Consider the following 21267-nt stretch of genomic DNA (forward strand, 5'->3'; position numbering starts at 1 on the left):
ATGCAAACCACCACGCTCCAAGCCGCTGCCATCATTGGCGGCAAGACCTACCCGGCGGGCACAGATGTGACCGCCACCCCTGAAGCTATTGAAAGGGGTATCCAACGGGCGGCCAAGGCGTCGATCCGTAAGCAAATCGAAGCGAAGGCCGGAGACGCGCTATCGCTTCTGGGCACCTTGTCGGATGTGGCAGGCGTCGGCCTGGCGTTTCTGCTGGCTGATGTGGCCGCCAGCTCCGAAAACCCCGGTGACGCCACCGCCGCGCGCCGTCTGGAGATCCTTCAGGGGCTGGCCGGGGATGATGACATCGTTGCCCTGGCGCAAACCGCCCTGGCCCGCCTGAACAGTGGTGAGGCGAAACTCACTGCCAGCGTCAAAGGCCTGCCCGCTGTCCTGGATGAAGTCCTGGGCCGCTCCACCGAGACCGCAAACGTACTTGCTGCGCAGAAAGGATAATCCAATGCCTGAAGGCTATTTTCACGGGCTAAAGCACGTCTTTGACGATACCGGCACCCGCCCGATCGTCACCCAATCCGATGAGAGCATTTTCATCGCCTGCGAGGCACCCAACGCGGATGCCGCCAAATTTCCGGTTGGCGAAACTACTCTGATTTCGAGCAGCAATGACACTGCCCTGATCGCCGGTCTGGGCAATGGCGATGATGCGCCCAAGTTCATTGACGGGATCTTTGACCAGGTGGATGCGCGTGTGTTCCTGCACCGCCTGCCCGAGGGGGCGGACGAGGCAGAAACGATTTCCAACACCATCGGCGGCGTCGATGTGGACACCGAAAAGCGCCATGGCTTGCAGGCGGCGTTTGATGTCAAACAGCGCTTTGGCATTGATCCGTCTATCTTCATCGCGCCCGGTGTGTCTCAGCATCAGGCAGTGGCAACTGAAATGGCATCCGTTTCCAAGAAACTGGCTGCTGTCTTTGCCCTGGACGGGCCGAACGGGAAGATCCAGGACGCCATCACCTATCGCGGCAACTTTGATGAGCCGCATGGCATGCTGATCGACCCACATGTGTCCGTCTGGGATACCGATGCCGATCAGGAGGTGATTGAACCCTGTTCCGCGCGGGTGGCCGGCATCATCGCCGCCACCCCCTGGTGGCAAAGTGTGTCCAGCCGCAAGATGTATGGCATCAACGGGCTGGCCAAGGACATCGACTACAGGGGCGGTGACGGCACCAGCCGGGCCGAGCTGCTGAACCAGAACCACGCTGCCACCGTCGTGCGCCATCCCAAGGGCGGCTATAAGCTGTTGGGCGGGCGGGGCTTGGGCACCGATCCTAAGTTTGTGTTCTTCAAGCGCGCCCGCGTGATGAATGTCTTTGCCCGCACCATTCTCGATCAGATGCAATGGGCGGTCGATAGGAACATGACCCGCCGCTACTTCGAGAGCGTCGTGGACAGCATGAACAAGTGGATCCGCCATGAGGTCGCGCTGGAGCACATCGCGGGCGGGCGCTGCTGGGTCAACGAAAAGCTCAACACGCCTGAGAGCATGGAGAGCGGTGCGGCTTACTTCGACTACGACTTTGTCGAGTACGGCGAGGCCGAGCGCATCACCTTCACCGCCCACATCAACAACGGTTACCTGGCCAACATCCTGCCGGTCTAACCCCGATCTGAGGAGACACACACATGATCCCTGAAATCTTCATTGATGTTGACCTCTACTCTGAGGATGACAGCTTTATCGGCGTCTGCGAAACCCTGACGCCGCCCAAGTTCATGCCCAAGGTGCATGAGCTGCTCGGCTCCAACATGCTCTGGTCCGCGCGCGTCAAGAATTTCCGGTTCGAGGAGCCGGAGATCGAATTCGAGATGCTGAACAAGACGCCGGAATTCCTGCGCTATGTGGACGTGCGGCCCGGCGAAACCCGGCTGTTTACCGCCAAATGCGCCACCTCGGATGATGACGGTACCCTGCATTCCTGGGTGCACAAATACGAGGTGAGCTTTGGCGGACCGGACTTCGGCGGCTTCAAGCCGGGAGATCCCAGCAAAACCAAGGCCAAGGGCGACATCGTGTACTGCGAGATCCTGCGCGACGGGGTGCAGGAGTTCGAGGTGCACCGGGGGCCGCCCGCCAAACTCATCGTCGGGGGCACCGATCTCCTGGCTGATCTCAACGCCGCTATGGGCCGCAGCTAAGCCCGATACCAAGAAGGAAACAGGCACATGAGCATTGAACGCGAACAGACTTTCGACCTGCAATATCCGATCTCTTACAAGGGTGAGGACATCGGCGAAATCACCCTGCGCCGCCCCAAAATGGCGGATGTGAAAAAGCTGGCGGCGGCCAAAGGAGAGTCGTTGGCAGCCTCATCCCAGACCGTAGCGGATCTGGCTGGCAAGCCAATTGGGCTGATCGACGAGCTGGACCCCGAGGACTACGCACCCATGCAGGCATGGACGCAAGAAGTTCTGGGAAAGTTGTCGCCCGAGTAGGCGACCCTTATGGGCGCGGCATTCGTGCCGCGCGCCTGCTCATGTCGAGGGTGTACCATTGGCAGCCCAGTGAAATGGACGCAATGGACGCCATCGACTTCCTGGAAGATGTGGAGCTTGCCCAAGAGCTTCTGAAATCTCAATAAAATAAACCAGTGAGCCGCATATGACCCGAGGCCTTGACGTATCCGTATTTGTGAAGATGGCGGCAGATCTCGCCAAGCCGCTGAAAGATGCGGAGGGCAAGATCAAGGACTCTACCGACCGCATGCGCAAGAGCATGTCGCTTTCGCTCAAGCTGGGCGGTGCGGGGGTCGTGGCCACTGGTATCAAGATCGCCACCAGCAAGATCATCAGCGATTTCACCGAAAGCACCAAGGAAATCCAGCGCGCATCCGGTGACCTGCGCGCACTGGGCATGAAGGATATTCAGGCCGTGGTCCGTGAAGGGCGGCGGCTGCAAAACACCTATGTGGGCCTCACCACAGAGGCCTTTGTGCGCGCGGCCTATGACATCCGCTCCGGCGTCAGCTCCCTCACCGATGAGGGCGTGGCTGCCATGACCGCCTCGGCGCTGACCGTGGCAAAAGCCACCAAAGGCGTGCCGGAAAGCATGACATCGCTCTTTGCGACCTCATACGGCATCTTCAAAAAGCAATTTGCCGAGATGTCGGACGCCGATTGGGGCGACATGTTCGGCGCGGCGCTGGCCAAATCCGTGCAGCAGTTCAAGACGGATGGCGCGAAGATGCAGCAGGCCATTGAGAGCGCCGGTGCCGGTGCCACCGGCCTCGGCGTGAAGATGACCGAGCAAATGGCACTCCTGGGCATGATGCAGCAGCAAATGCAGGCCGGTGAAGCTGGTACAGCGCTCAAAGCGTTTGCAGCCAACTCCGCCAAAGCGCACGAAGCTTTCAGCGAAATGAAAGTGACCTCCAAGCATCCTGTGCGTGTCCGGGTGCTGGATGAGAACGGCATGCTGCGTGCAATGCCTGACATCCTGGCGGACATCAAAGCCCGCTACGGTGAAACCCTCAACGGCTTCGAGAAAGCTGAGATCGCCAAGGCTTTCGGCACGGAAGAAGCTATGAAGCTGATTGAAGCACTCTACGGCAGTGAGGAGGCCGTGCGTGCCAACATCGCTGCGCTGGATGAAGCCGCAGAAAAAGGCGCGGAGTTCACCGAGGATATGGCGTCCAATGTCGATGACTACGACGGTTCCAAATGGGAGCTTTTCCTCCAGCAGGTCAAGTCGATCAAAGAAGAAGTAGGGGAAGGCCTATTTCCCGCAATGGATGCACTTGCTGCACCTATGGCCAATATTGCCCAGATTGTCAGCAGCTTCATTCAGCGCAATCCTGCGCTGGTTGCCGGTTTCGGGTCAATTGTTGTGGGCCTGTTCGGCCTGGCGTCCGTCGCCGCCCCGGTTCTGTTCACCGCGTCATCCCTGGTGACCACCTTTGCCGCCTTGCGGCATGGCAGTGTGCTTATGGGGGTGGCATTGAAGGGGACCGGCACGAAAACCGGCCTGCTGGCCAGGGGCATCAAGGTGCTGACAGGCGCTTTCGGCTTCCTGAAAATCGCCGCCATGGGCCTGGGGCGTGCGCTGCTGGCCAATCCCATCGGCCTGGCCGTGGCTGCCATAGCGGGTGGTGCTTACCTGATTTACCGCAATTGGGAGCCGATCAAAGCGTTCTTTCAGCGCCTATGGGCTGGGGTGAAGGCCTTCACGGCCAATGGCTGGGAAAACATCAAGTCGATATTCTTCAACTACACCCCGCACGGGCTGATCATTTCCCATTGGGACAGCATCACCACCTGGTTCAGCGGCCTTTGGGGCAAGGTCAAATCAGGCGTTGCGACGGGCTGGGATGCCATCAAAACCGGGTTCTTCAAATATCACCCGGCAGGGCTGATCTATACCCATTGGGAGGATGTTTCCGCCTGGTTCGGTAACCTCTGGGAGGGCGTCAAAACCACATTCACCACCAAATGGGCGGAAATCCGGGATGCACTGGACATCAGCGATTGGTTTGATTTCTCCTGGGCCGACGTGCTGCCGGATTGGGACTGGAGCGCCATTATCCCTGAACTGCCGGATCTCAAGGGCATGTTCACCGATGCGGGCGAAACCATTGATGTGCGCCTGGAGAACCGGGCATCCAATATGGTGGGCCGCGAATGGCAGGAAGGATTGGACCTGATCGGCCAGTACCGGCGAGGCCTGATCGGCATCGAGGAGGTGCGCACCCGGCTGGAGGCCAAGGTGGCCAGCGAAAACGGCGCGATGTTCAACAGTTTTGAGGTGAACCGCGCCGAGGATATGCTGGCACTGCTGCAAGAGCTGGATGAGGCCCCGGCAGAGCTGCCCGAGATCAAGAACCCTGAGACACTGGTGGAGGCGGCCCGCGCAGCCGAGGAACTGACCCAACAATATCCAGCCCTGACCGCCGCCGCCCAGGAAACGCAAACCGCCGTTGCGGCATCCATGGCCCAGATCATTGCCGACTTGCAGGCCACCAGCCTGGTAAGCGAGGGGCAGCGCCTGATGCAATCCTTGGCCGAGGGCATCCGCTCGCAGATCGCGCAGGTCACCAGAACAACCGAGGAAGTCACCGTAGCCATCCGCAATGCCCTGCCCAAGTCCGCGCATCTGCAATTGGCTGCCGCCAGCGGTGCGGGTCCACAGATGCAGGCCACTAATATTCAGGCGCGGGCACGCGGCGGCAGCTTTAGCCCCGGCTGGCTGCTGACCGGCGAGGAAGGCCCAGAGCTGCGCTATGCCGACAAGGGCGGTTTCATTGCCCATAACCGTGCACTACGGGGCATGCTGGACATGGCCAGCCGCGCGCGCAGCCTGATGGGTGGCCTCAACCTCGGCGGCTTTGCCCAAGGGTTCAACCTGGATGGCATCGCCAAAGGCGGCATTGGCGCTATCGGGGCCGGTGCGTTCGCCACCGCCGCAGCCGCCGGGCCGCAGGCAGGCGATCTGGATTTCCAGCGCATTTCCTCGCAACTGGGCGGGCTTGGTAAGCAGGTCACCGTCACCATGAACCCCAGCTATACGATCCCGATCACGGGTGACGTGTCGCCGGATATGGAAACGCGCCTGCGTCAGCTCCTGGAAGAACACACCCGCGAAGCCCGCCAAAGCCTGGAGAGCCTGTTCGATGATTGACGTTGTAATGATCCTCGGAGGGTTTGAGTTCAAGATCAGCACCGCCCAGTTCCAGAGCCTGGAGCGCCGCCACGATCAGAACAAGGCTGTCTTGAAGCGGGTTGGGGGCAAATCCGCAACCCAGCACCTCGGCACAAATGTGGGCACCATTAAGATGAATGGCACCGTCCTGCCGCACTGGAACGGCGGCTGGGGCCAGATGGACCGGCTGCGCGCCATGGCAGACAGCGGCGATGCGCACGAGCTGATCGACGGGTTCGGTCAAAGCTGGGGTCGCTGGGAGATCGCGAGCGTATCTGAAACCGGCTCCGAATACTTCAATGGCGCACCGCTCAAGATCGAATTCGGGGTTACCTTGCAGGAATACGGCGGCGATGACGGGCGCGGCGTGGATCTCCTGTCCCTGGGCCTGTCTATCGCTTCGAGGCTGCTATGAAATACCTGACTGAAAAGGGCGATGTGCTGGACGCCATCTGCGCGGCGCACTATGGCGCGAACGGTTTTGACCTGCAAAAGGTGCTGGCCGCCAACATGGGCCTGGCCGCCCTTGGGCCGGTTTTTCCCAGGGGGATCACAATAGAGCTGCCGGAAGATGCCCGGGTTGATCCCAAGCCACAGATGATCCGGCTGGTGGATTGAGCATGACGCCTGCGTTTGAAATCTTCATGGATGGGATCGACATCACCGGCAGGATCAAGAAGCGGGTGCTGAGCATTACGGTCAACGATGAGGCCGGGTCAAAGTCCGACACCGTGCGCATTGAGCTGGATGACCGCGATAACAGCATTGTGGAACCGCCTGACGGCACTCTTATCCTGGTGGCCCTGGGCTATGAGGAATTGTTCCCGATGCCGATGGGCGTCTTTGTCCTGGACAAGGTAGAGTATGAGATCGCCCCGGATCGCATGATCATCCACGGCAAGGCCGCGCATTTCGGCAGCACGCTCAAAGATCAGAAAACCCGGAATTGGGACGGCAAAACTAACGGTGAGATCGTGGCCGAGATCGCCGCCGAGCATAAGCTGGAACCCAAGGTTGCCGAGCGCCTCAAAGGCATCAAGCACGAATACCTGGCCCAGAGATCGGAAAGCGACATCAACTTTCTTGCCCGGATCGGCAAGGAACATGACGCCATCGTGTCGGTCAAAGACGGCGGCTTGCTGTTCATCGGCAAGGGAGAGGGCAAATCCGCCAGTGGTGCAGTGCTGCCGCAAACATGGGTGTTCAAATCCCAGTTGATGCCCGGTTCCCGCGTCAGCAAGGACAAGGCCACCGCATACAAGAGTGTGAAAGCCATCTGGCACGATAAGAAGGTGGGGGAGAAAAAAACAGTGACGGCAGGCGAGGGTTCCCCAGCCTACGAGATCACGCACCCCTACAGAACGGAAGAGGCCGCCCAGCGGGCGGCCAAATCCAAGCTTGATGAGCAGGCCCGTGCAGGTCATGCCATCAGCCTGACCCTGGTTGGCAATCCGATCCTGCGGGCCGAGGGTCAGGCCCTGGTCATTGGACTGCGCCCCAGCATCCCGCCGCTATGGTCGATCACCGGAGTGACCCACCGGCTGGGCGGTGGTGGTTACACCACCCAGATCCGGGGTGAACTGCCAAAGAGTGAGGGGTGAATTAACCGGGGCGCGTTCAAATTTTAAATGCGCCCCAGTCAAAAAATTTTCGGGCCGGTCCAGCGGCCTTTGGGGGCCGCCTTTTTTAGTGTCATCTGGGTCGGGGATCAGCCTGCGGCGCGGTTGCCAGGCTGGAAGCCGATCTGGCCGGAGGCGGTGAAGCGGCCATTGTCGGCGCGTTCGATCTTGCCCTCGCGCAGGAGCTGGCCAAAGCTGCGCAGCCCGTCCTCGCGGTTGAAGTCGGTGCCATCGACATCGCGGACCTTGTTCATCAGCTGCGGACGCGAGAAGTGATCGCGGCCTTCGACAAAGCTCATGTAGGCGGCGGCGGCTTCGAGAAGTTCGGCCAGTTCCACGGCGCCGGATTTCGCAGCATAGGCCGCAAAGCCGCCGTCGCTGCCGCTGTTGCGCGGGGCCTCTTCGGCCAGCACGGCGGCGGAGACCCGGCGCGGGCGCACGGGGGCGGCGGCGCTGTCGTCGATGCGCTGTTCCTGGACCAGTTGCAGCGGTGCGGGGCGGCTCGCCGGTTTGGCGGGCCGCTGGTCGGCGGTCTCGCGGGATTCGGGGCGGCGCGGGCGCACCACGCTGGCCAGATCGTCACGGTAGACCTGGGCGTCGTCCTCGGCCTCCAGCGCGCCACCGGCAGAGCGCTCGGTCGAGGCCGCAGCCATGACCGCGCGCAGCTGGCTGTAGGTTTCGCGCGAGGTGGTGTTTTCGGGATCTTCCAGGCGTTCGTCAGCGGCGGCCATCAGACGGGCGATATCGCTGTCGGCGGTGCTGGTGGCGCCGCGTCGGGAGCCGGGCGCCACGGCGGCGGCGGCCTCTGCGGCGCTGTTGAGCGGTGCGTCAGTGCGGGGCGAGGCGCGCACAGCTGCGGCCGGTGCGGCGCTGTCCTCGTCCTCGTCATCCTCGTCGTCAAAGAAGGCCTCATCATCATCGCTGCCCAGCAGATCGGCCTCGACGGCGGCGAGTTCGGCCAGCAGTTCGGCCTCGTCATCGGGTGAGAGGCTGCTGTGGGTCTCTGGTCGGGCCTCGGATGTTTCGGCGGCCTCGGGCGCCGGGGCGGCGGGTGTCGCCGGAGGGGTATCGGGCACAGTCGCGGCGGCGGTGTCGTCGAGTTTTTCCAGCGTGCCATCGGCCATGGCGCCTTCGATATCGCGGCGCTTGATCCGCAGCACGCGGCCACGTTTGCGGGGCGCGGCGGTTTCGGGCGCGGCTGGGGTCTCGGCGGCGGTCTCGCTCTTTGAGGTTTCTTCCGGGGCGCGCTCGGCCTGCTGGACCTCTGCCTGCTGGACCTCTGCCTTCGCAGGCTGTGGCTGGGCAGTTTCCGACAGGGGCGCGACCCTCTCGTCGAGATCGTCCTCAAGGCTGTCGGCCTCGGTGTCATCCGTGGCGCTGCTGCTGTCGGCGAAGAATTCTTCGGCGCCTTCGGGGACGTTGGGCACGCTGGGTGTGGCAGGAACTGACGGGGTGTTGCCGAGGTCGAGCCGGTTCAGCGCAGCGGCGATGGCGGCGTCATCCTCGTCGTTTTCGTCGGGGTCCTGCGCTGCGATCTGGCCATCTGCGGCGCGCGGAGCGTCGACGGCATCGTGATCGGCGGAGAGCGCGTTGGTGATTTCCTTGACCGCCTCTTCGCGGGCCTGTTCGGCGTGCTGGTCTTCGGTGAACTCATCAACCGGGGTCTTGGCCACAACAGCGCGGATGCGGCGCAGCTTGGCGGCGATGCTTTCGGCGTTGGTCTCGGCACCGGCCGTGGCGGCCGTACCGCTATCGTCTGGGGCATCCTGGGCCGCGAGGGCCGAGGCGGCAGCGGCTGCCGGGGCTGCGGCGATTTTGGCGGCGGCAGAGGTGGGTACGGTCTGCTGGACCGGCTGCAACTTCACCTCAGCCACAGGCGTCGCCGAGGGCTCCGACAGCGGCGCGCGGACTTTGGGCGCGCTGGCCGGGGCGGTGCGGGCGGTGGGGTCTGTCGGTTCGGCAGCGCTGACAGGGGCCGGGGCAGCAGGGGCGGCGAGGGCGCCGGTGGCGCGATGCTGCGAGGTTTCTGCGCTGGGCTGCTGGGCAGCGGGGCGGGGCGGTGTTGCGCTCTGCGGCGGTGCGGTCTGTTGCGGCGGCGGCGGCAGGGTGGCGGCGCGCAGGTGGATGCCCTCGGCGCTGGTGCGCGCCTCGACCTGGCGGGCGACCTCACGCTGGGCGATGCGCGCCAGCATTTCGGCGTCCGGCTGCGGCGGTTCGGCCCCGAAGTAGCGGTCATCGGAGGCCAGATCGCGGAAATACTCCGCAATGGCCTTCATCGTGCCGAAAGAATCGTCGAACCCCTCCAATGTGCAGGAAAAAGTCCCGTAGGAGACTGTCAAAACCTTATTGTTCTGTACCATCGGATAGGTGTCCTCGCCAAAGTCAGTGCCGTCTACGTTGACCGCCCAGGGGGTCAAATTGCGCCCGAATCCGTGCAATTGATCGTATCATTTTGTGTCCACATTGTGGTCTGTTTCCTTTTCTGCGAGTAATCCCAGCATGAAAGAGCTGATTGTTGAACGGTTTGAGCCGGTAACCCTGGTCGGGGCGGGCGCGGTGGATCCCGGGGATCTGGAGGCGGCGCTGGCGCTGGCACCGGTGCTGGTGGCGGCGGATGGCGGCGCAGGCCATGTGCTGGCGGCGGGGCATCGGCCGGTCGCCGTCATTGGCGATCTGGATTCGCTGTCGGCGGATGTGCAGGCGCAGCTCGCCCCCGGCACGCTGCACCATGTGGCCGAGCAGACCACGACGGATTTCGACAAGGCGCTGCGCGCGATCTCTGCGCCGGTGGTGCTGGGGGTCGGGTTTCTGGGCGGGCGGATTGACCATCAGCTGGCCGGGTTCAATACACTGATGCAGCCACATCCCAGCCCCTGCGTGCTGCTGGGGCCGCAGGAGGTGGTGTTTCATCTGCGCGGCGAGATCGCCCTGCCGCTGGTGGCGGGGGAGGTGGTCTCGCTGTTTCCGATGCAGCGGGTGAGCGGCTGGTCGGAGGGGCTGGAATGGCCCATCGAGGGCTTGCAGCTGGATCCGATGGCGCGGGTCGGGACCTCCAACCGGGCGACGGGGCCGGTTCGGATCCGGGCCGATGGGCCTGGGCTGCTGGTGATCCTGCCACGGGCGCGGCTGGGCGTGGTGGTGGGTGCGCTGGCTGCTGGCTGAGGCTGGCGGGTCAGACGGCCGGCTGTTCCGGCGCGATGGGCGGGTCGCGGGTGAGCAGCGCAGCCCGCTCGGCAGCACTCTTGCGGGATTGGATCTGACGCTCGCGCAGGATCACGAAGAGACCGGCCGCAACGGTGATCACAATCCCTAGGGCGGCAATGCCATTGGGCAGGTCGGCAAAGATCCACCAGCCAAACAGTGCGGCCACCGGAATCTCCAGATATTGCATCGAGGCGAGAGTCGCGGCAGGCGCGTAACGCAGGCTCCAGGTCATCAGCAGATGGGCGGCGGTGCCGAGGCTGCCGATGGCGGCCAGCAGCCCCCATTGTTCGGCGCTTGGCGTCACCAGCGACAGGGCGGGGATGTCCGTGATCTGTCCCAGCAGCAGCACCGGCAGCAGCATGACACAGGCCATGGTGCCGGAGACCGCCTGAAGGCCAACCGGATCGGTGTCCTTGGCGATCTGGCGGGTGACCAGCATGAACAGGGCAAAGACCACGGCAACCATCAGGGGCCAGAGCGCATGCAGGCCAACGGCGGCAAAGCTGGGCTGAATGACCAGAAGCGTGCCGCCAAAACCGACGATGCAGGCCAAGAGGCGCATCATGCCGACCTCTTCGCCAAGTACGTATTTGCCCAGCAGCAGCATGATGAAGGGCATCACAAAGGCGATGGCCACCGCATCCGCAAGCGGCAGGTATTTGAGGCCGGTGAACATCGCGCCGATGCCCGCGATATGCAGCAGCGTGCGCAGGAAGGTAAGCCAGAGCACGCGGCCCCGCATCCGCCACAGGCGCCCGGTGGCCCAGATCAGCGGCACCAGCAGCAGGACCTGCGCGGCAAAGCGGACAAACAGCAGCTGCCCCAAGGGGATATGAGCGCCCAGCAGTTTGGCCACCGCGTCACCCAAGGGGGCGACGATACAGAAGCCGAGCATGAGCAGGATGCCTAGTGAGGGGCGGTCATGAGTCATAACGCCACGCTAGGCGTGGTGGCGGGGGGATGCAAGTAGGGGTTGAACCCGGCTGCGAAACCCCTGCGTGGATCGGGCCGCAATGGGCCCGATCCTGTGGGATTATGGTTCAGCAGTTCGGCACGTTCACGGCGAGGCCGCCGAGGGAGGTTTCCTTGTATTTGTCGTGCATGTCGGCGCCGGTCTGGCGCATGGTCTCAATACAGGCGTCCAGCGGCACGAAGTGCTGGCCGTCGCCGCGCAGGGCCAGCGACGCGGCGGAGACCGCCTTGATCGCCGCCAGACCGTTGCGCTCGATGCAGGGGACCTGGACCAGGCCTTTGACCGGATCGCAGGTCATCCCGAGGTGATGCTCCAGCGCGATCTCGGCGGCGTTTTCCACCTGTTCAGGCGTGCCGCCCATCACCGCACAGAGACCTGCGGCGGACATCGCGGCGGCAGAGCCGACCTCTGCCTGGCAGCCGGCCTCGGCGCCGGAAATGGACGCGTTGTATTTGACCAGCCCGGCAATGGCGGCGGCGGTCAGCAGGAAATCCTCAACATGGGATTCGGACGCGCCCGGTACATGGTCGAGATAGTAGCGGATCACCGCCGGCAGGGTGCCTGCGGCGCCATTGGTGGGGGCGGTCACGACCTGACCGCCGGCGGCGTTTTCCTCGTTCACCGCCATCGCATAGACGCTCATCCAGTCATTGATGGTGTGCGGCGCGTTGATGTTCATGCCGCGTTCAGCCAGCAGCGCATCGTGAATGCCCTTGGCGCGGCGGCGCACCTTGAGGCCGCCGGGCAGGATGCCGTCGCGCTCCAGTCCGCGGTTGATACAGTCGTTCATCACCTGCCAGATGCGGGCGGTGCCTTTGGTAAGGCTCTCTTCGCAGCCGCGCGCGATTTCGTTGGCGCGTTTCATCTGGGCGATGGATTTGCCGCTGGCCTTGGCCATCTCCAGCATTTCGGCTGCGGATTTGAACGGGTAGGGGACCGGATCGCCTTCGTCGGTGGCCTTGCCTGCGGCCAGCTCTTCCTCGGTGAGGACAAAGCCGCCGCCAATGGAGTAGTAGACCTGTTTCAGGATCACGTCGCCCTGGGCATCGGTGGCCATCAGGATCATGCCGTTGGCGTGGCCCGGCAGGGCGTGATCATAATCGAAGATCATGTCGGCCTTGGGGTCGAAATGCAGCGCGCCCAGACCCTCGGGGTGCATTTTATGGGTCTTGTCCAGCTCCGCCAGAAAGGCCTCGGCCTTGGCGTCGTCATAGTCATGAGCGACAAAGCCGCCAAGCCCGAGGATGGTGGCGCGGTCGGTGGCATGGCCGACACCGGTGAAGGCAAGCGAGCCATGCAGCGAGGCGCGCAGCCCGTGAAAGTCGAAGGGCGAGGCGCGCATCAGGTCCAGAAACTTCGCGGCGGCCACCATCGGCCCCATCGTGTGAGAGGAGGACGGGCCAATGCCCACTTTGAACATGTCGAAGACGGAGAGAAACATTAGGTCGCTGATCCTTCTGGCGGCTGCGCGAGATGTGGCTGTGTAAACGGGGTCGGGCCAAGGCCTTCGGCCCTGGCGGCAGAAACTGTGCTGGCGCGGGTCTCAAGCCGGGAGAGCAGCCGGGCGAGGTCCGGGGTGTCGCTCAGCCGGAACCAGCTGCGGTCGCTGTTGCGCGGATAGAGCGCCATCCAGCGCATCATGCAGGCCAGATAGAGCGCAAGTGCGCTGGGACCGGCGCGATCATCGCTGGCGGAGGGACCGATGAACAAGGTCGGCGCGGTTGCGCAGGCGGCGTCCAGATTGCGCAGATGCGTCGCGATGCGGACCTTTAGCATGGCCTGAAGCCGGCGCTGGTCGTCCGGCGCCGCACCGATGTATTTTTCAGGGTAGAACAACATGCGCAGATCGGCATGAAGCGTGTTGGAGGCATGAAACAGCCACTTCAGGAAGGCGGCGCGCTGCGGGCTGTCGGGGGCAGGCACCAGCGCCGTCTCGGGGTGTGTGTCGCCCAGCCACAGCAGGATGGCGGCGGTTTCAAAGATCGCACCGTCGGGGGTCTCCAGTACCGGGATCAGCCCGGTGGGGTTGAGCGCACGATAGGCAGCGCCATTCTGCGCACCGGCGCGGCGGTCGACCAGCGCGGTGTCATAGCTGAGGCCCATCTCTTCCAGCGCCAGCCGGATCACCAGCGAGGCATTGTCGGGGGCGTAATGCAGGCGATACTTGTCCATCGTGGAACCATTCTAAGATCTCCGCCGCCATGGGTAACGCCCGTTTCCGACGTTTCCAATAGGAAACACGCAGTTTGCGCAGAAGCTGGCACAGGTGGCGGCGCGAATGATGCGCCGGACGGTTGAATTCCCGATATCCGTGATCCTACTGTGCGGCGCAATATGCGGAATTGGCTGCAAGGATAAACAGGTGAGAGCGGATGTCGCGCCCTTCTTTTGATGACCTGACAGAGGCCCAGAAACTGCGGTTCGGCAATGGGGTTGGCCCCTATTGGCTGCCGGATCGCCTGCGGGCGCTGATTACCGACACGGCAAGCTGGTTTTTCTGCGATGCCAGCTGGCGGCACCATGATTTCGGCTATGCGGTGGGCGGTGATCGCTGGGACCGGGCGCGCTGCGACTGGAAGTTCTTTGTCGCGATGCTGCATGACGCGGTGACACAGCGCTGGCCCCTGGCGCTGGTGACGGTGCCGACGGCCCTGCTGTTGAGTGTGCTGTTCTATCTGGCGGTGCGGATCGGCGGGCAGTTCGGATCCTTCGACTACCGGCAGGAATACGCGACGCTTGCCGAGATCCTGAGCACATCGCGCTGACCTGCCACGATCGTCTGGCCAGATATCCTGCCGGGTATCATGCCCGTTTTTCTGCCCGTATTCTGGAACTAGATTTTATGCCCGTGTTGCGAAATCGTGCGCGCGGGCGCTGGCCTCTCGCGCCGGGGGCGGATTAGGCTTATACCACCAGAAGATAGCTTCAGGGAGATGCTGCCATGACAGGAGAACTATCGCCTATCGACAAGGCCAAGTTCGTTGCCGCCAAACGGGCAGCGGAGATGGTCGAGGACGGGATGCGGGTTGGGCTCGGGACCGGGTCGACGGCGGCCTGGCTGGTGCGTTGTCTGGGTGAGATGGTGCAGACCGACGGGCTGCGGATCAAGGGCGTGCCGACCTCGCGCCGTACGGCGGAGCTGGCGCTGGAAGTGGGCATCGAGGTGGTCTCGCTGGATGAGGCGAAATGGCTGGATCTGACCATTGACGGCGCTGATGAGTTCGACCGGGATCTGAACCTGATCAAGGGGGGCGGCGGTGCGCTGTTGCAGGAAAAGATCGTCGCCACTGCTTCGGACCGGATGGTGGTGATCGCCGACAAGGCCAAGGAAGTCGAGACGCTCGGCGCCTTTCCCTTGCCGGTGGAGGTGATCCCCTTTGGCTGGCAGACCACGCAGGCGCTGCTGGAGGAGACACTGGTGGCGATGGACGTGATGGGCCGCAAGACAACGCTGCGGATGAACGGCGATGCGGCGCTGGTGACCGATGAGGGCAACCATATTCTGGATCTGCATCTCAACCGGATCGGCAATGTGCGGCAGATGGCGCTGGTGCTGAACCAGATCCCCGGCGTGGTCGAGAACGGGCTGTTCGTCGATATCTGTGACACCGTGGTGGTCGGCTATGGCGATGGCAGGGTCGAGGTGCGCGACATCAATGAGGGTACGGTGGAAATCGACCGGCTGGATTTTGTCGAGACCGAGAATCTGTTTACGGATCTGATGGATTGAGGTGAAAGCAGCTTTGTTTTGTCCTGATCGGCGGTAACCATGACTCAATCCCAAGCGAAACCTTCGGCGCCCATGCTTCACCTGCTCTGCGGAAAGATCGCGGCTGGAAAATCCACGCTGGCCTCGCGTCTGGCAGCGGAACCCGCGACTGTCCTGCTGGCAGAGGATAACTGGCTGGACGGTCTGTTCGCCGATCAGATAGCGTCACCTGCGGATTACATGCGCTGCGCGGCAAAGCTGCGTGCTGTCATGGCGCCGCATGTTGCATCGCTGCTGAAGGCCGGGATCTCGGTTGTGCTGGACTTCCCTGCAAATACGATCAACACCCGCGCCTGGATGCGGGATCTGCTGGATCAGACCGGCGCCGCCCATCAGCTGCATCTGCTGGATGTCCCCGATGATATCTGTCTGGAGCGTCTGCGGCTGCGCAACGCCGGGGGAAAACACCCCTTTGCAGCAACCGAAGCGCAGTTTCACCTTTTCAGTAGCTATTTTGCCCCGCCAACTCCACCGGAGGGGTTTAATCTGGTGATACATCGCGCTGCTGAGTGATCCGGCCGGTCTCTTCACGCGCTTTTCACGGTTTCGCGACTAAACCGCCCTTGGGCATAACAATCAGGGCGCAGTGTCCCCACCTGCGAGACTGGCAATTACCTCTGCGCTATGGGATACCTCGCGCAAGATATGAGAAGGGCGACTTATATGAGCTTTGATTACGATCTCTTTGTTATCGGCGGCGGCTCCGGTGGGGTGCGTGCGGCGCGGGTGGCTGCGCAGCAGGGCGTGAAGGTGGCGCTGGCCGAGGAAGACCGTTACGGCGGCACCTGTGTGATCCGGGGCTGTGTGCCGAAGAAGCTGATGGTGTTTGCCAGCGAATACGCAGGGATGGTCGAGGACGCGCAGGCCTATGGCTGGGATCTGTCGCCCGGCAGCTTTGACTGGGATCGGTTCAAGACCAAACTGCACGCCGAGCTGGACCGGCTGGAAGGGATCTATCGGAACATCCTGAAGAACAACGAGGTCGAGACCTTTGATCAGCGTGCCAAACTGGCGGATGCCCATACGGTCGAACTGGCCGATGGCACCCGCAAGACGGCAAAACATATCCTGATTGCCACCGGTGGCTGGCCGATCACGCCGGAGTTCCCCGGCTCGGAGCTGGCGATCACCTCGAATGAGATCTTCCATCTGGAGAAACTGCCCGAAACCATGCTGATTGTCGGCGGTGGCTATATCGCCTGCGAATTCGCCGGCATCATGAACGGGCTGGGGGTCAAGACCACGCAGTATTATCGCGGTGCGCAGATCCTGCGCGGCTTTGATGATGAGGCACGCGGGCTGATCTCCGAAGAGATGTGCCAGTCCGGTATTGATCTGCATCTGGGCACCAATGTGCTGGAGATGCGCAAAGAAGGCGACAAGATCTGGGTGAAAGCGACCAATGGCGATGAGAACCTGTTCGATCAAGTGATGTTCGCCACCGGACGCAGCCCCAATGCCGACAACCTCGGCCTGGAGGATCTGGGCGTTGCCCGTGATCGCGCGGGCGCCATCGTGGTTGACCAGTACAGCCAGACTGGCGTGCCCTCGATCTATGCGGTGGGGGATGTGACCAACCGGGTGAACCTGACACCGGTCGCCATCCGCGAGGGCATGGCCTTTGTCGAGACGGTGTTCAACGGCAATCCGACCAGCCCGGACCATGACCTTATTCCGACGGCGATCTTCACCCAGCCGGAAATGGGCACCGTGGGGCTGAGCGAGGAAGCGGCGGCAGAGCAGGAGGAGATCGAGGTCTATGCGACCTCCTTCAAACCGATGCAGCAGGCCTTTGCCGGGCGGGCGCAGCGGGTGCTGATGAAGCTGATCGTCTCCAAGGCCACGCGCAAGGTGCTGGGATGTCATATTGTCGCCCCCGGTGCGGGTGAAATGATCCAGCTGGCTGGCATCGCCGTAAAAATGGGCGCAACAAAAGAAGACTTTGATCGCACCGTGGCGGTGCATCCGACGATGTCGGAAGAGCTGGTCACGATGAAGACACCGGTGCGGACGGCTTGATTTTTCAGGCAGAACACACAGGTAGAACACCAAGCCGCGATGGGCGGCAAGATAGGGATTGGACACATATGGCGGGCAATAATGGTGGCCCCTGGGGGGGCGGCGGCTCTTCTGGCGGCTCAGGCAACAGAGGCAACAACCAGGGCGGTGACGACAACCGGGGCGGCGGACGTCGTCCTGATGAAGGTCAGATCCCCGAGATCGACGAGCTGGTCAAGAAAGGCCAGGAGCAGCTGCGCGTTCTGATGGGCGGTCGCGGTGGTGGCACCGGCGGCGGCGGTCGCGGTGGTGCTGGCGGCGGCGGTCCAGAGTTGACAAAGGGCATAGTGGTGCTGGGCCTGTTGGGGGTAACTTTCCTGTGGCTATATTTAAGTTTTTATCGGGTTCAGAACTTCGAAAAATCGGTTGAACTTTTCTTTGGCGAGTTTCATGCAGTGCGTAACGATGGTCTCAACTTCGCACCTTGGCCGGTTGTTACAGCTGAGGTGATTCCCGTGACCCGTGAACAAACCGAAGACATCGGCGTCGGTGGCGGTATCAGCTCCGATGCAGGGCTGATGCTGACCGGCGACGAGAACATCGTCGATATCGACTTTCAGGTGGTCTGGAACATCAATGATCCGGCGAAATACCTGTTCAACCTGCGCGATGCCCGCACCACGATCCGCGCGGTGTCGGAATCGGCAATGCGCGAGATTATCGCCCAGTCCGAGTTGGCGCCGATCCTGAACCGGGACCGGGGCGCGATTGCCTCGCGTTTGCAGGACCTGATCCAGTTCACGCTGGATGACTATGACAGTGGGATCAACATCATCCGGGTGAACTTTGACAAGGCCGACCCGCCCGCATCGGTGATCGCGGCGTTCCGGGATGTTCAGGCGGCTGAACAGGAACGTGACCGGCGCCAGAACGAAGCGGATGCCTATGCCAACAACGCGCTGGCCGAGGCCCGTGGTCAGGCGGCGGAACTGCTGGAGAAAGCCGAAGGGTATCGTGCACGTGTCGTGAACGAAGCCCAGGGTGAAGCCAGCCGTTTCTCTGCGGTTCTGACCGAATATGAAAAGGCCCCGGATGTGACCCGCAAGCGTCTTTATATCGAGACCATGGAGAAGGTGCTGAGCCGCGTCGACAAGATCATCCTGGATGAGCAAACCGGCGAAGGACAGGGCGTGGTGCCATATCTGCCGCTTAATGAACTGCGCCGTGGAGGAAGCAACTGATGCGTAAATCAACTCTCTTGCTGCCCGCGCTGGTGATTGTGGCGATCACGGCACTGTCGTCGGTGTTCATCGTCGACGAGCGCGAAAAGGCGCTGGTTCTGCAGTTCGGCCGGGTTGTCTCGGTCAAGGAAGAGCCGGGGCTGGCGTTCAAGATCCCGCTGATCCAGGAAGTGGTGCGTTATGACGACCGCATTCTGAGCCGGGATATCGACCCGCTGGAAATCACCCCGTCGGATGACCGCCGTCTGGTGGTCGATGCCTTTGCCCGCTATCGGATCACCGATGTGAACCGGTTCCGTCAGGCGGTGGGTGCCGGTGGTATCGCAACGGCTGAAAACAGGCTGGACTCGATCCTGCGGGCGCAAACCCGTGAGATCCTCGGCTCTGTCAGCTCAAACGACATCCTGTCCTCGGACCGGGCGGCGCTGATGCTGCGGATCCGCAACGGGGCTATCAGCGATGCCCGTTCATTGGGGATCACCATCATCGACGTGCGGCTGAAGCGGACCGACCTGCCCACCGAAAACCTCGACGCGACCTTTGAGCGGATGCGGGCGGAGCGTGTGCGCGAAGCGACCGATGAGCGCGCCCGTGGTAACGAGGCCGCCCAGCGGATCCGGGCGCAGGCTGACCGGACCGTGGTTGAGCTGGTCTCAGATGCGCAGCGCGAAGCGGAGATCATCCGCGGTGAAGCGGACGCCGAACGCAACGCGATCTTTGCGCAGGCTTATGGCGCGGACCCGGAGTTCTTTGAATTCTACCGTTCGCTCAATGCCTATGCGACCTCGTTGCAGGCCGGGAACTCCACCATGGTGCTGTCGCCGAACAATGAGTTTTTCAACTATCTGAAATCCTCAAGCGGCAAACCGGCAGCGGCTGCGCAGCAATGATCGGCCCGCAGAAGCTTTGCGTGGATTGACGAGACATCAGACAGGGGCTGGCCGTGAGGCTGGCCCCTTTTCTGTAAAAGCTTCCCCGGCGGCAGCTCACCGGGTTTCACTTCGAATTGAATACGTGCAACATTCGTTGTGACGGTTCTTGGAAAGACTACATTAACGCCCATGACCCGCAGCGGATCCAGAGGCGCCCGCCCGCCCAGGCCCGCCGCAGGATTTGGAATATGGCGACAACTAAGGAGTAGTTTCGTGCAGCCACAGGCAAAGAACAACACAATCAGCGGCGCCCGCGCCCTTGCCCGCGCCCCCGCGCGGCAGGCGACGCAGTGGCGCCTGCTCTGGCTGGCCATGATCAGCACCCTGATGGTGCTGGCGCAGGTGGCCATCGCCCAGGCCCGGCCTGAAAGCCTGGCCCCGCTGGCCGACAAGGTGAGCCGGGCGGTGGTGAATATCACCACGACAACTGTTGTTGAGGGACGCACCGGTCCGCAGGGCATCGTGCCCGAGGGCTCACCTTTTGAGGATTTCTTTCGGGAGTTCCAGGACCGCAACGGCGATCAGGGCGACCGTCCGCGCCGCTCTTCGGCGCTGGGATCGGGGTTTGTGATTTCTGAAGATGGCTATATCGTCACCAACAACCACGTGATCGAAGAAGCCGATGAGATCGAGATCGAATTCTTCCCCGGTGAAGGCCAGCCGTCGCAGCCGCTGCCCGCAAAGGTGGTTGGCACTGACCCCAACACCGATATCGCGCTGTTGAAGGTCGATGCGCCGATGCCGCTGACCTTTGTCAAATTTGGCGACAGTGATCTGGCCCGCGTTGGCGACTGGGTTGTCGCGATGGGCAACCCACTGGGGCAGGGCTTCTCGCTGTCTGCCGGGATCGTGTCGGCGCGCAACCGCGAGCTGTCGGGGTCTTATGACGACTACATCCAGACCGATGCGGCGATCAACCGGGGCAACTCCGGCGGACCGCTGTTCAACATGGATGGTCAGGTCGTCGGTGTGAACACGGCGATCCTGTCGCCCAATGGCGGCTCGATCGGGATCGGTTTCTCGATGGCTTCCAATGTGGTCAGCAAGGTGGTGAACCAGCTGAAAGAGTTCGGCGAAACCCGCCGCGGCTGGCTGGGCGTCCGCATTCAGGATGTGACCACCGATGTGGCCGAGGCAATGGGGCTGGACAGTGCCAAGGGCGCGCTGGTGACCGATGTGCCTGAAGGCCCGGCGAAAGAGGCCGGCCTGTTGGCGGGTGATGTCATCCTGTCCTTTGACGGGGTCGATGTGAAGGACACCCGCGGTCTGGTGCGTCAGGTCGGCAATACCGAAGTCGGTAAAGCCGTGCGGGTGCGGGTATTCCGCGAAGGCAAGACCGAAACCCTGCGGGTGACCCTTGGCCGTCGCGAAGATGCGCAGCGCCAGAGCACGCCTGCCGCTGGTGATGACAGCGCGCCGGATACGGCGGAGAAACAGCTGCTGGGTCTGACCGTCAGCCGTCTGAGCGATGAGCAGCGCAGCGAGCTGAACGTGCCCGATGGCATGGATGGTCTGGTGATCACCTCGGTGGATGAAAGTTCAGAAGCCTGGGAAAAAGGCATGCGTGCCGGCGATCTGATCACCGAGGCGGGCCAGCAGAAACTGACCTCGATCAGTGAGCTGGAAGCGCGTATCGACGAAGCCAAGGAAGCCGGTCGCAAGTCGCTGCTCTTGCTGGTGCGCCGTGCCGGTGAGCCGCGGTTCGTGGCGCTGAACCTGTCGGAGTGATCCGTCAAGGGCCGCCCGTCGGTGGGCGGCCCGATCTGTCCGGTCACCTGCCACAGACAGGCCGCAGACAGGCGCCTGACGTGCGCGTAAGGCAGATACCATAACAAGCAGATACAATAACAAAAGGGCCGGGCAGGGATGCTC

Annotated in this window: 20 protein-coding genes; 16 read left to right on the top strand and 4 right to left on the bottom strand. The window is 62.5% G+C overall.

Annotation, left to right across the window (positions count from 1 at the left end):
- The 8 genes from VWZ81_RS02350 to VWZ81_RS02385 all read left to right on the top strand — a co-directional run bounded on the left by VWZ81_RS02350 (position 1) and on the right by VWZ81_RS02385 (position 7260).
- Entirely contained in the window at positions 1 to 456 is a 456-nt protein-coding gene (locus VWZ81_RS02350) for a hypothetical protein (RefSeq protein ID WP_416541978.1), read from the top strand.
- A 4-nt stretch (positions 457 to 460) separates the two neighbouring features.
- On the top strand, positions 461 to 1627 hold the full coding sequence (locus tag VWZ81_RS02355) for a phage tail sheath subtilisin-like domain-containing protein (RefSeq protein WP_416541979.1): 1167 nt from the start codon (positions 461 to 463) through the stop codon (positions 1625 to 1627).
- 23 nt (positions 1628 to 1650) lie between these two features.
- Positions 1651 to 2163 carry a phage major tail tube protein gene (locus VWZ81_RS02360; RefSeq protein WP_416541980.1) on the top strand — a complete coding sequence of 171 codons (513 nt, stop codon included), beginning with the start codon at positions 1651 to 1653 and terminating at the stop codon, positions 2161 to 2163.
- A gap of 27 nt (positions 2164 to 2190) precedes the next feature.
- On the top strand, positions 2191 to 2460 hold the full coding sequence (locus tag VWZ81_RS02365) for a phage tail assembly protein (RefSeq protein ID WP_416541981.1): 270 nt from the start codon (positions 2191 to 2193) through the stop codon (positions 2458 to 2460).
- Between the two features lie 166 nt (positions 2461 to 2626).
- Positions 2627 to 5638, top strand: a complete 3012-nt coding sequence (locus tag VWZ81_RS02370; protein ID WP_416541982.1) for a phage tail tape measure protein — start codon at positions 2627 to 2629, stop codon at positions 5636 to 5638.
- Positions 5631 to 6074, top strand: a complete 444-nt coding sequence (locus VWZ81_RS02375) for a phage tail protein (protein WP_416541983.1) — start codon at positions 5631 to 5633, stop codon at positions 6072 to 6074. Before VWZ81_RS02370 ends, VWZ81_RS02375 begins: the two co-directional genes overlap by 8 nt.
- Positions 6071 to 6277 carry a tail protein X gene (locus VWZ81_RS02380; protein WP_416541984.1) on the top strand — a complete coding sequence of 69 codons (207 nt, stop codon included), beginning with the start codon at positions 6071 to 6073 and terminating at the stop codon, positions 6275 to 6277. The genes VWZ81_RS02375 and VWZ81_RS02380 overlap by 4 nt, the downstream gene beginning before the upstream one ends.
- 2 nt (positions 6278 to 6279) lie before the next feature.
- Positions 6280 to 7260 carry a phage late control D family protein gene (locus VWZ81_RS02385; RefSeq protein WP_416541985.1) on the top strand — a complete coding sequence of 327 codons (981 nt, stop codon included), beginning with the start codon at positions 6280 to 6282 and terminating at the stop codon, positions 7258 to 7260.
- Positions 7261 to 7367: 107 nt separating this feature from the next.
- On the opposite strand, the gene VWZ81_RS02390 is transcribed toward VWZ81_RS02385, so the two are convergent.
- Positions 7368 to 9638 (bottom strand): chemotaxis protein CheA, encoded by a 2271-nt coding sequence (locus VWZ81_RS02390; protein WP_416541986.1) that lies wholly within the window; start codon positions 9636 to 9638, stop codon positions 7368 to 7370.
- Between the two features lie 139 nt (positions 9639 to 9777).
- Between VWZ81_RS02390 and VWZ81_RS02395 the strand changes: the two genes are divergently transcribed.
- Entirely contained in the window at positions 9778 to 10440 is a 663-nt protein-coding gene (locus tag VWZ81_RS02395) for a thiamine diphosphokinase (protein WP_416541987.1), read from the top strand.
- A 10-nt stretch (positions 10441 to 10450) separates the two neighbouring features.
- Here the strand turns inward: VWZ81_RS02395 and VWZ81_RS02400 are convergent, their stop codons facing one another.
- The 3 genes from VWZ81_RS02400 to VWZ81_RS02410 all read right to left on the bottom strand — a co-directional run bounded on the left by VWZ81_RS02400 (position 10451) and on the right by VWZ81_RS02410 (position 13627).
- A complete protein-coding gene (locus VWZ81_RS02400; protein ID WP_416541988.1) occupies positions 10451 to 11413 on the bottom strand; it encodes a DMT family transporter in 963 nt (320 codons plus the stop codon).
- 109 nt (positions 11414 to 11522) lie between these two features.
- Complete coding sequence (locus VWZ81_RS02405; protein ID WP_416535053.1) at positions 11523 to 12896, bottom strand: L-serine ammonia-lyase; 1374 nt, start codon at positions 12894 to 12896, stop codon at positions 11523 to 11525.
- Entirely contained in the window at positions 12896 to 13627 is a 732-nt protein-coding gene (locus VWZ81_RS02410) for a glutathione S-transferase family protein (protein ID WP_416541989.1), read from the bottom strand. The genes VWZ81_RS02405 and VWZ81_RS02410 overlap by 1 nt, the downstream gene beginning before the upstream one ends.
- Positions 13628 to 13827: 200 nt before the next feature.
- Between VWZ81_RS02410 and VWZ81_RS02415 the strand changes: the two genes are divergently transcribed.
- The 7 genes from VWZ81_RS02415 to VWZ81_RS02445 all read left to right on the top strand — a co-directional run bounded on the left by VWZ81_RS02415 (position 13828) and on the right by VWZ81_RS02445 (position 21123).
- A complete protein-coding gene (locus VWZ81_RS02415; protein ID WP_416541990.1) occupies positions 13828 to 14220 on the top strand; it encodes a hypothetical protein in 393 nt (130 codons plus the stop codon).
- 176 nt (positions 14221 to 14396) lie between these two features.
- Entirely contained in the window at positions 14397 to 15185 is a 789-nt protein-coding gene (rpiA, locus tag VWZ81_RS02420) for a ribose-5-phosphate isomerase RpiA (RefSeq protein WP_340546131.1), read from the top strand.
- A gap of 39 nt (positions 15186 to 15224) precedes the next feature.
- Positions 15225 to 15737 carry an AAA family ATPase gene (locus tag VWZ81_RS02425; protein WP_416541991.1) on the top strand — a complete coding sequence of 171 codons (513 nt, stop codon included), beginning with the start codon at positions 15225 to 15227 and terminating at the stop codon, positions 15735 to 15737.
- Between the two features lie 150 nt (positions 15738 to 15887).
- Entirely contained in the window at positions 15888 to 17243 is a 1356-nt protein-coding gene (gor, locus tag VWZ81_RS02430) for a glutathione-disulfide reductase (protein WP_340546130.1), read from the top strand.
- Positions 17244 to 17311: 68 nt separating this feature from the next.
- Positions 17312 to 18463: an FtsH protease activity modulator HflK gene (gene hflK / locus VWZ81_RS02435; protein WP_416541992.1), complete on the top strand. Its 1152-nt coding sequence runs from the start codon at positions 17312 to 17314 to the stop codon at positions 18461 to 18463.
- Entirely contained in the window at positions 18463 to 19353 is an 891-nt protein-coding gene (gene hflC, locus VWZ81_RS02440) for a protease modulator HflC (protein WP_340546129.1), read from the top strand. Before hflK ends, hflC begins: the two co-directional genes overlap by 1 nt.
- 255 nt (positions 19354 to 19608) lie before the next feature.
- Complete coding sequence (locus VWZ81_RS02445; RefSeq protein ID WP_416539086.1) at positions 19609 to 21123, top strand: Do family serine endopeptidase; 1515 nt, start codon at positions 19609 to 19611, stop codon at positions 21121 to 21123.
- Positions 21124 to 21267: the final 144 nt, after the last annotated feature.

Origin of the sequence: Phaeobacter sp. JH20_34, assembly GCF_048056095.1 — a bacterium.
Lineage (GTDB): Bacteria > Pseudomonadota > Alphaproteobacteria > Rhodobacterales > Rhodobacteraceae > Phaeobacter > Phaeobacter bryozoorum.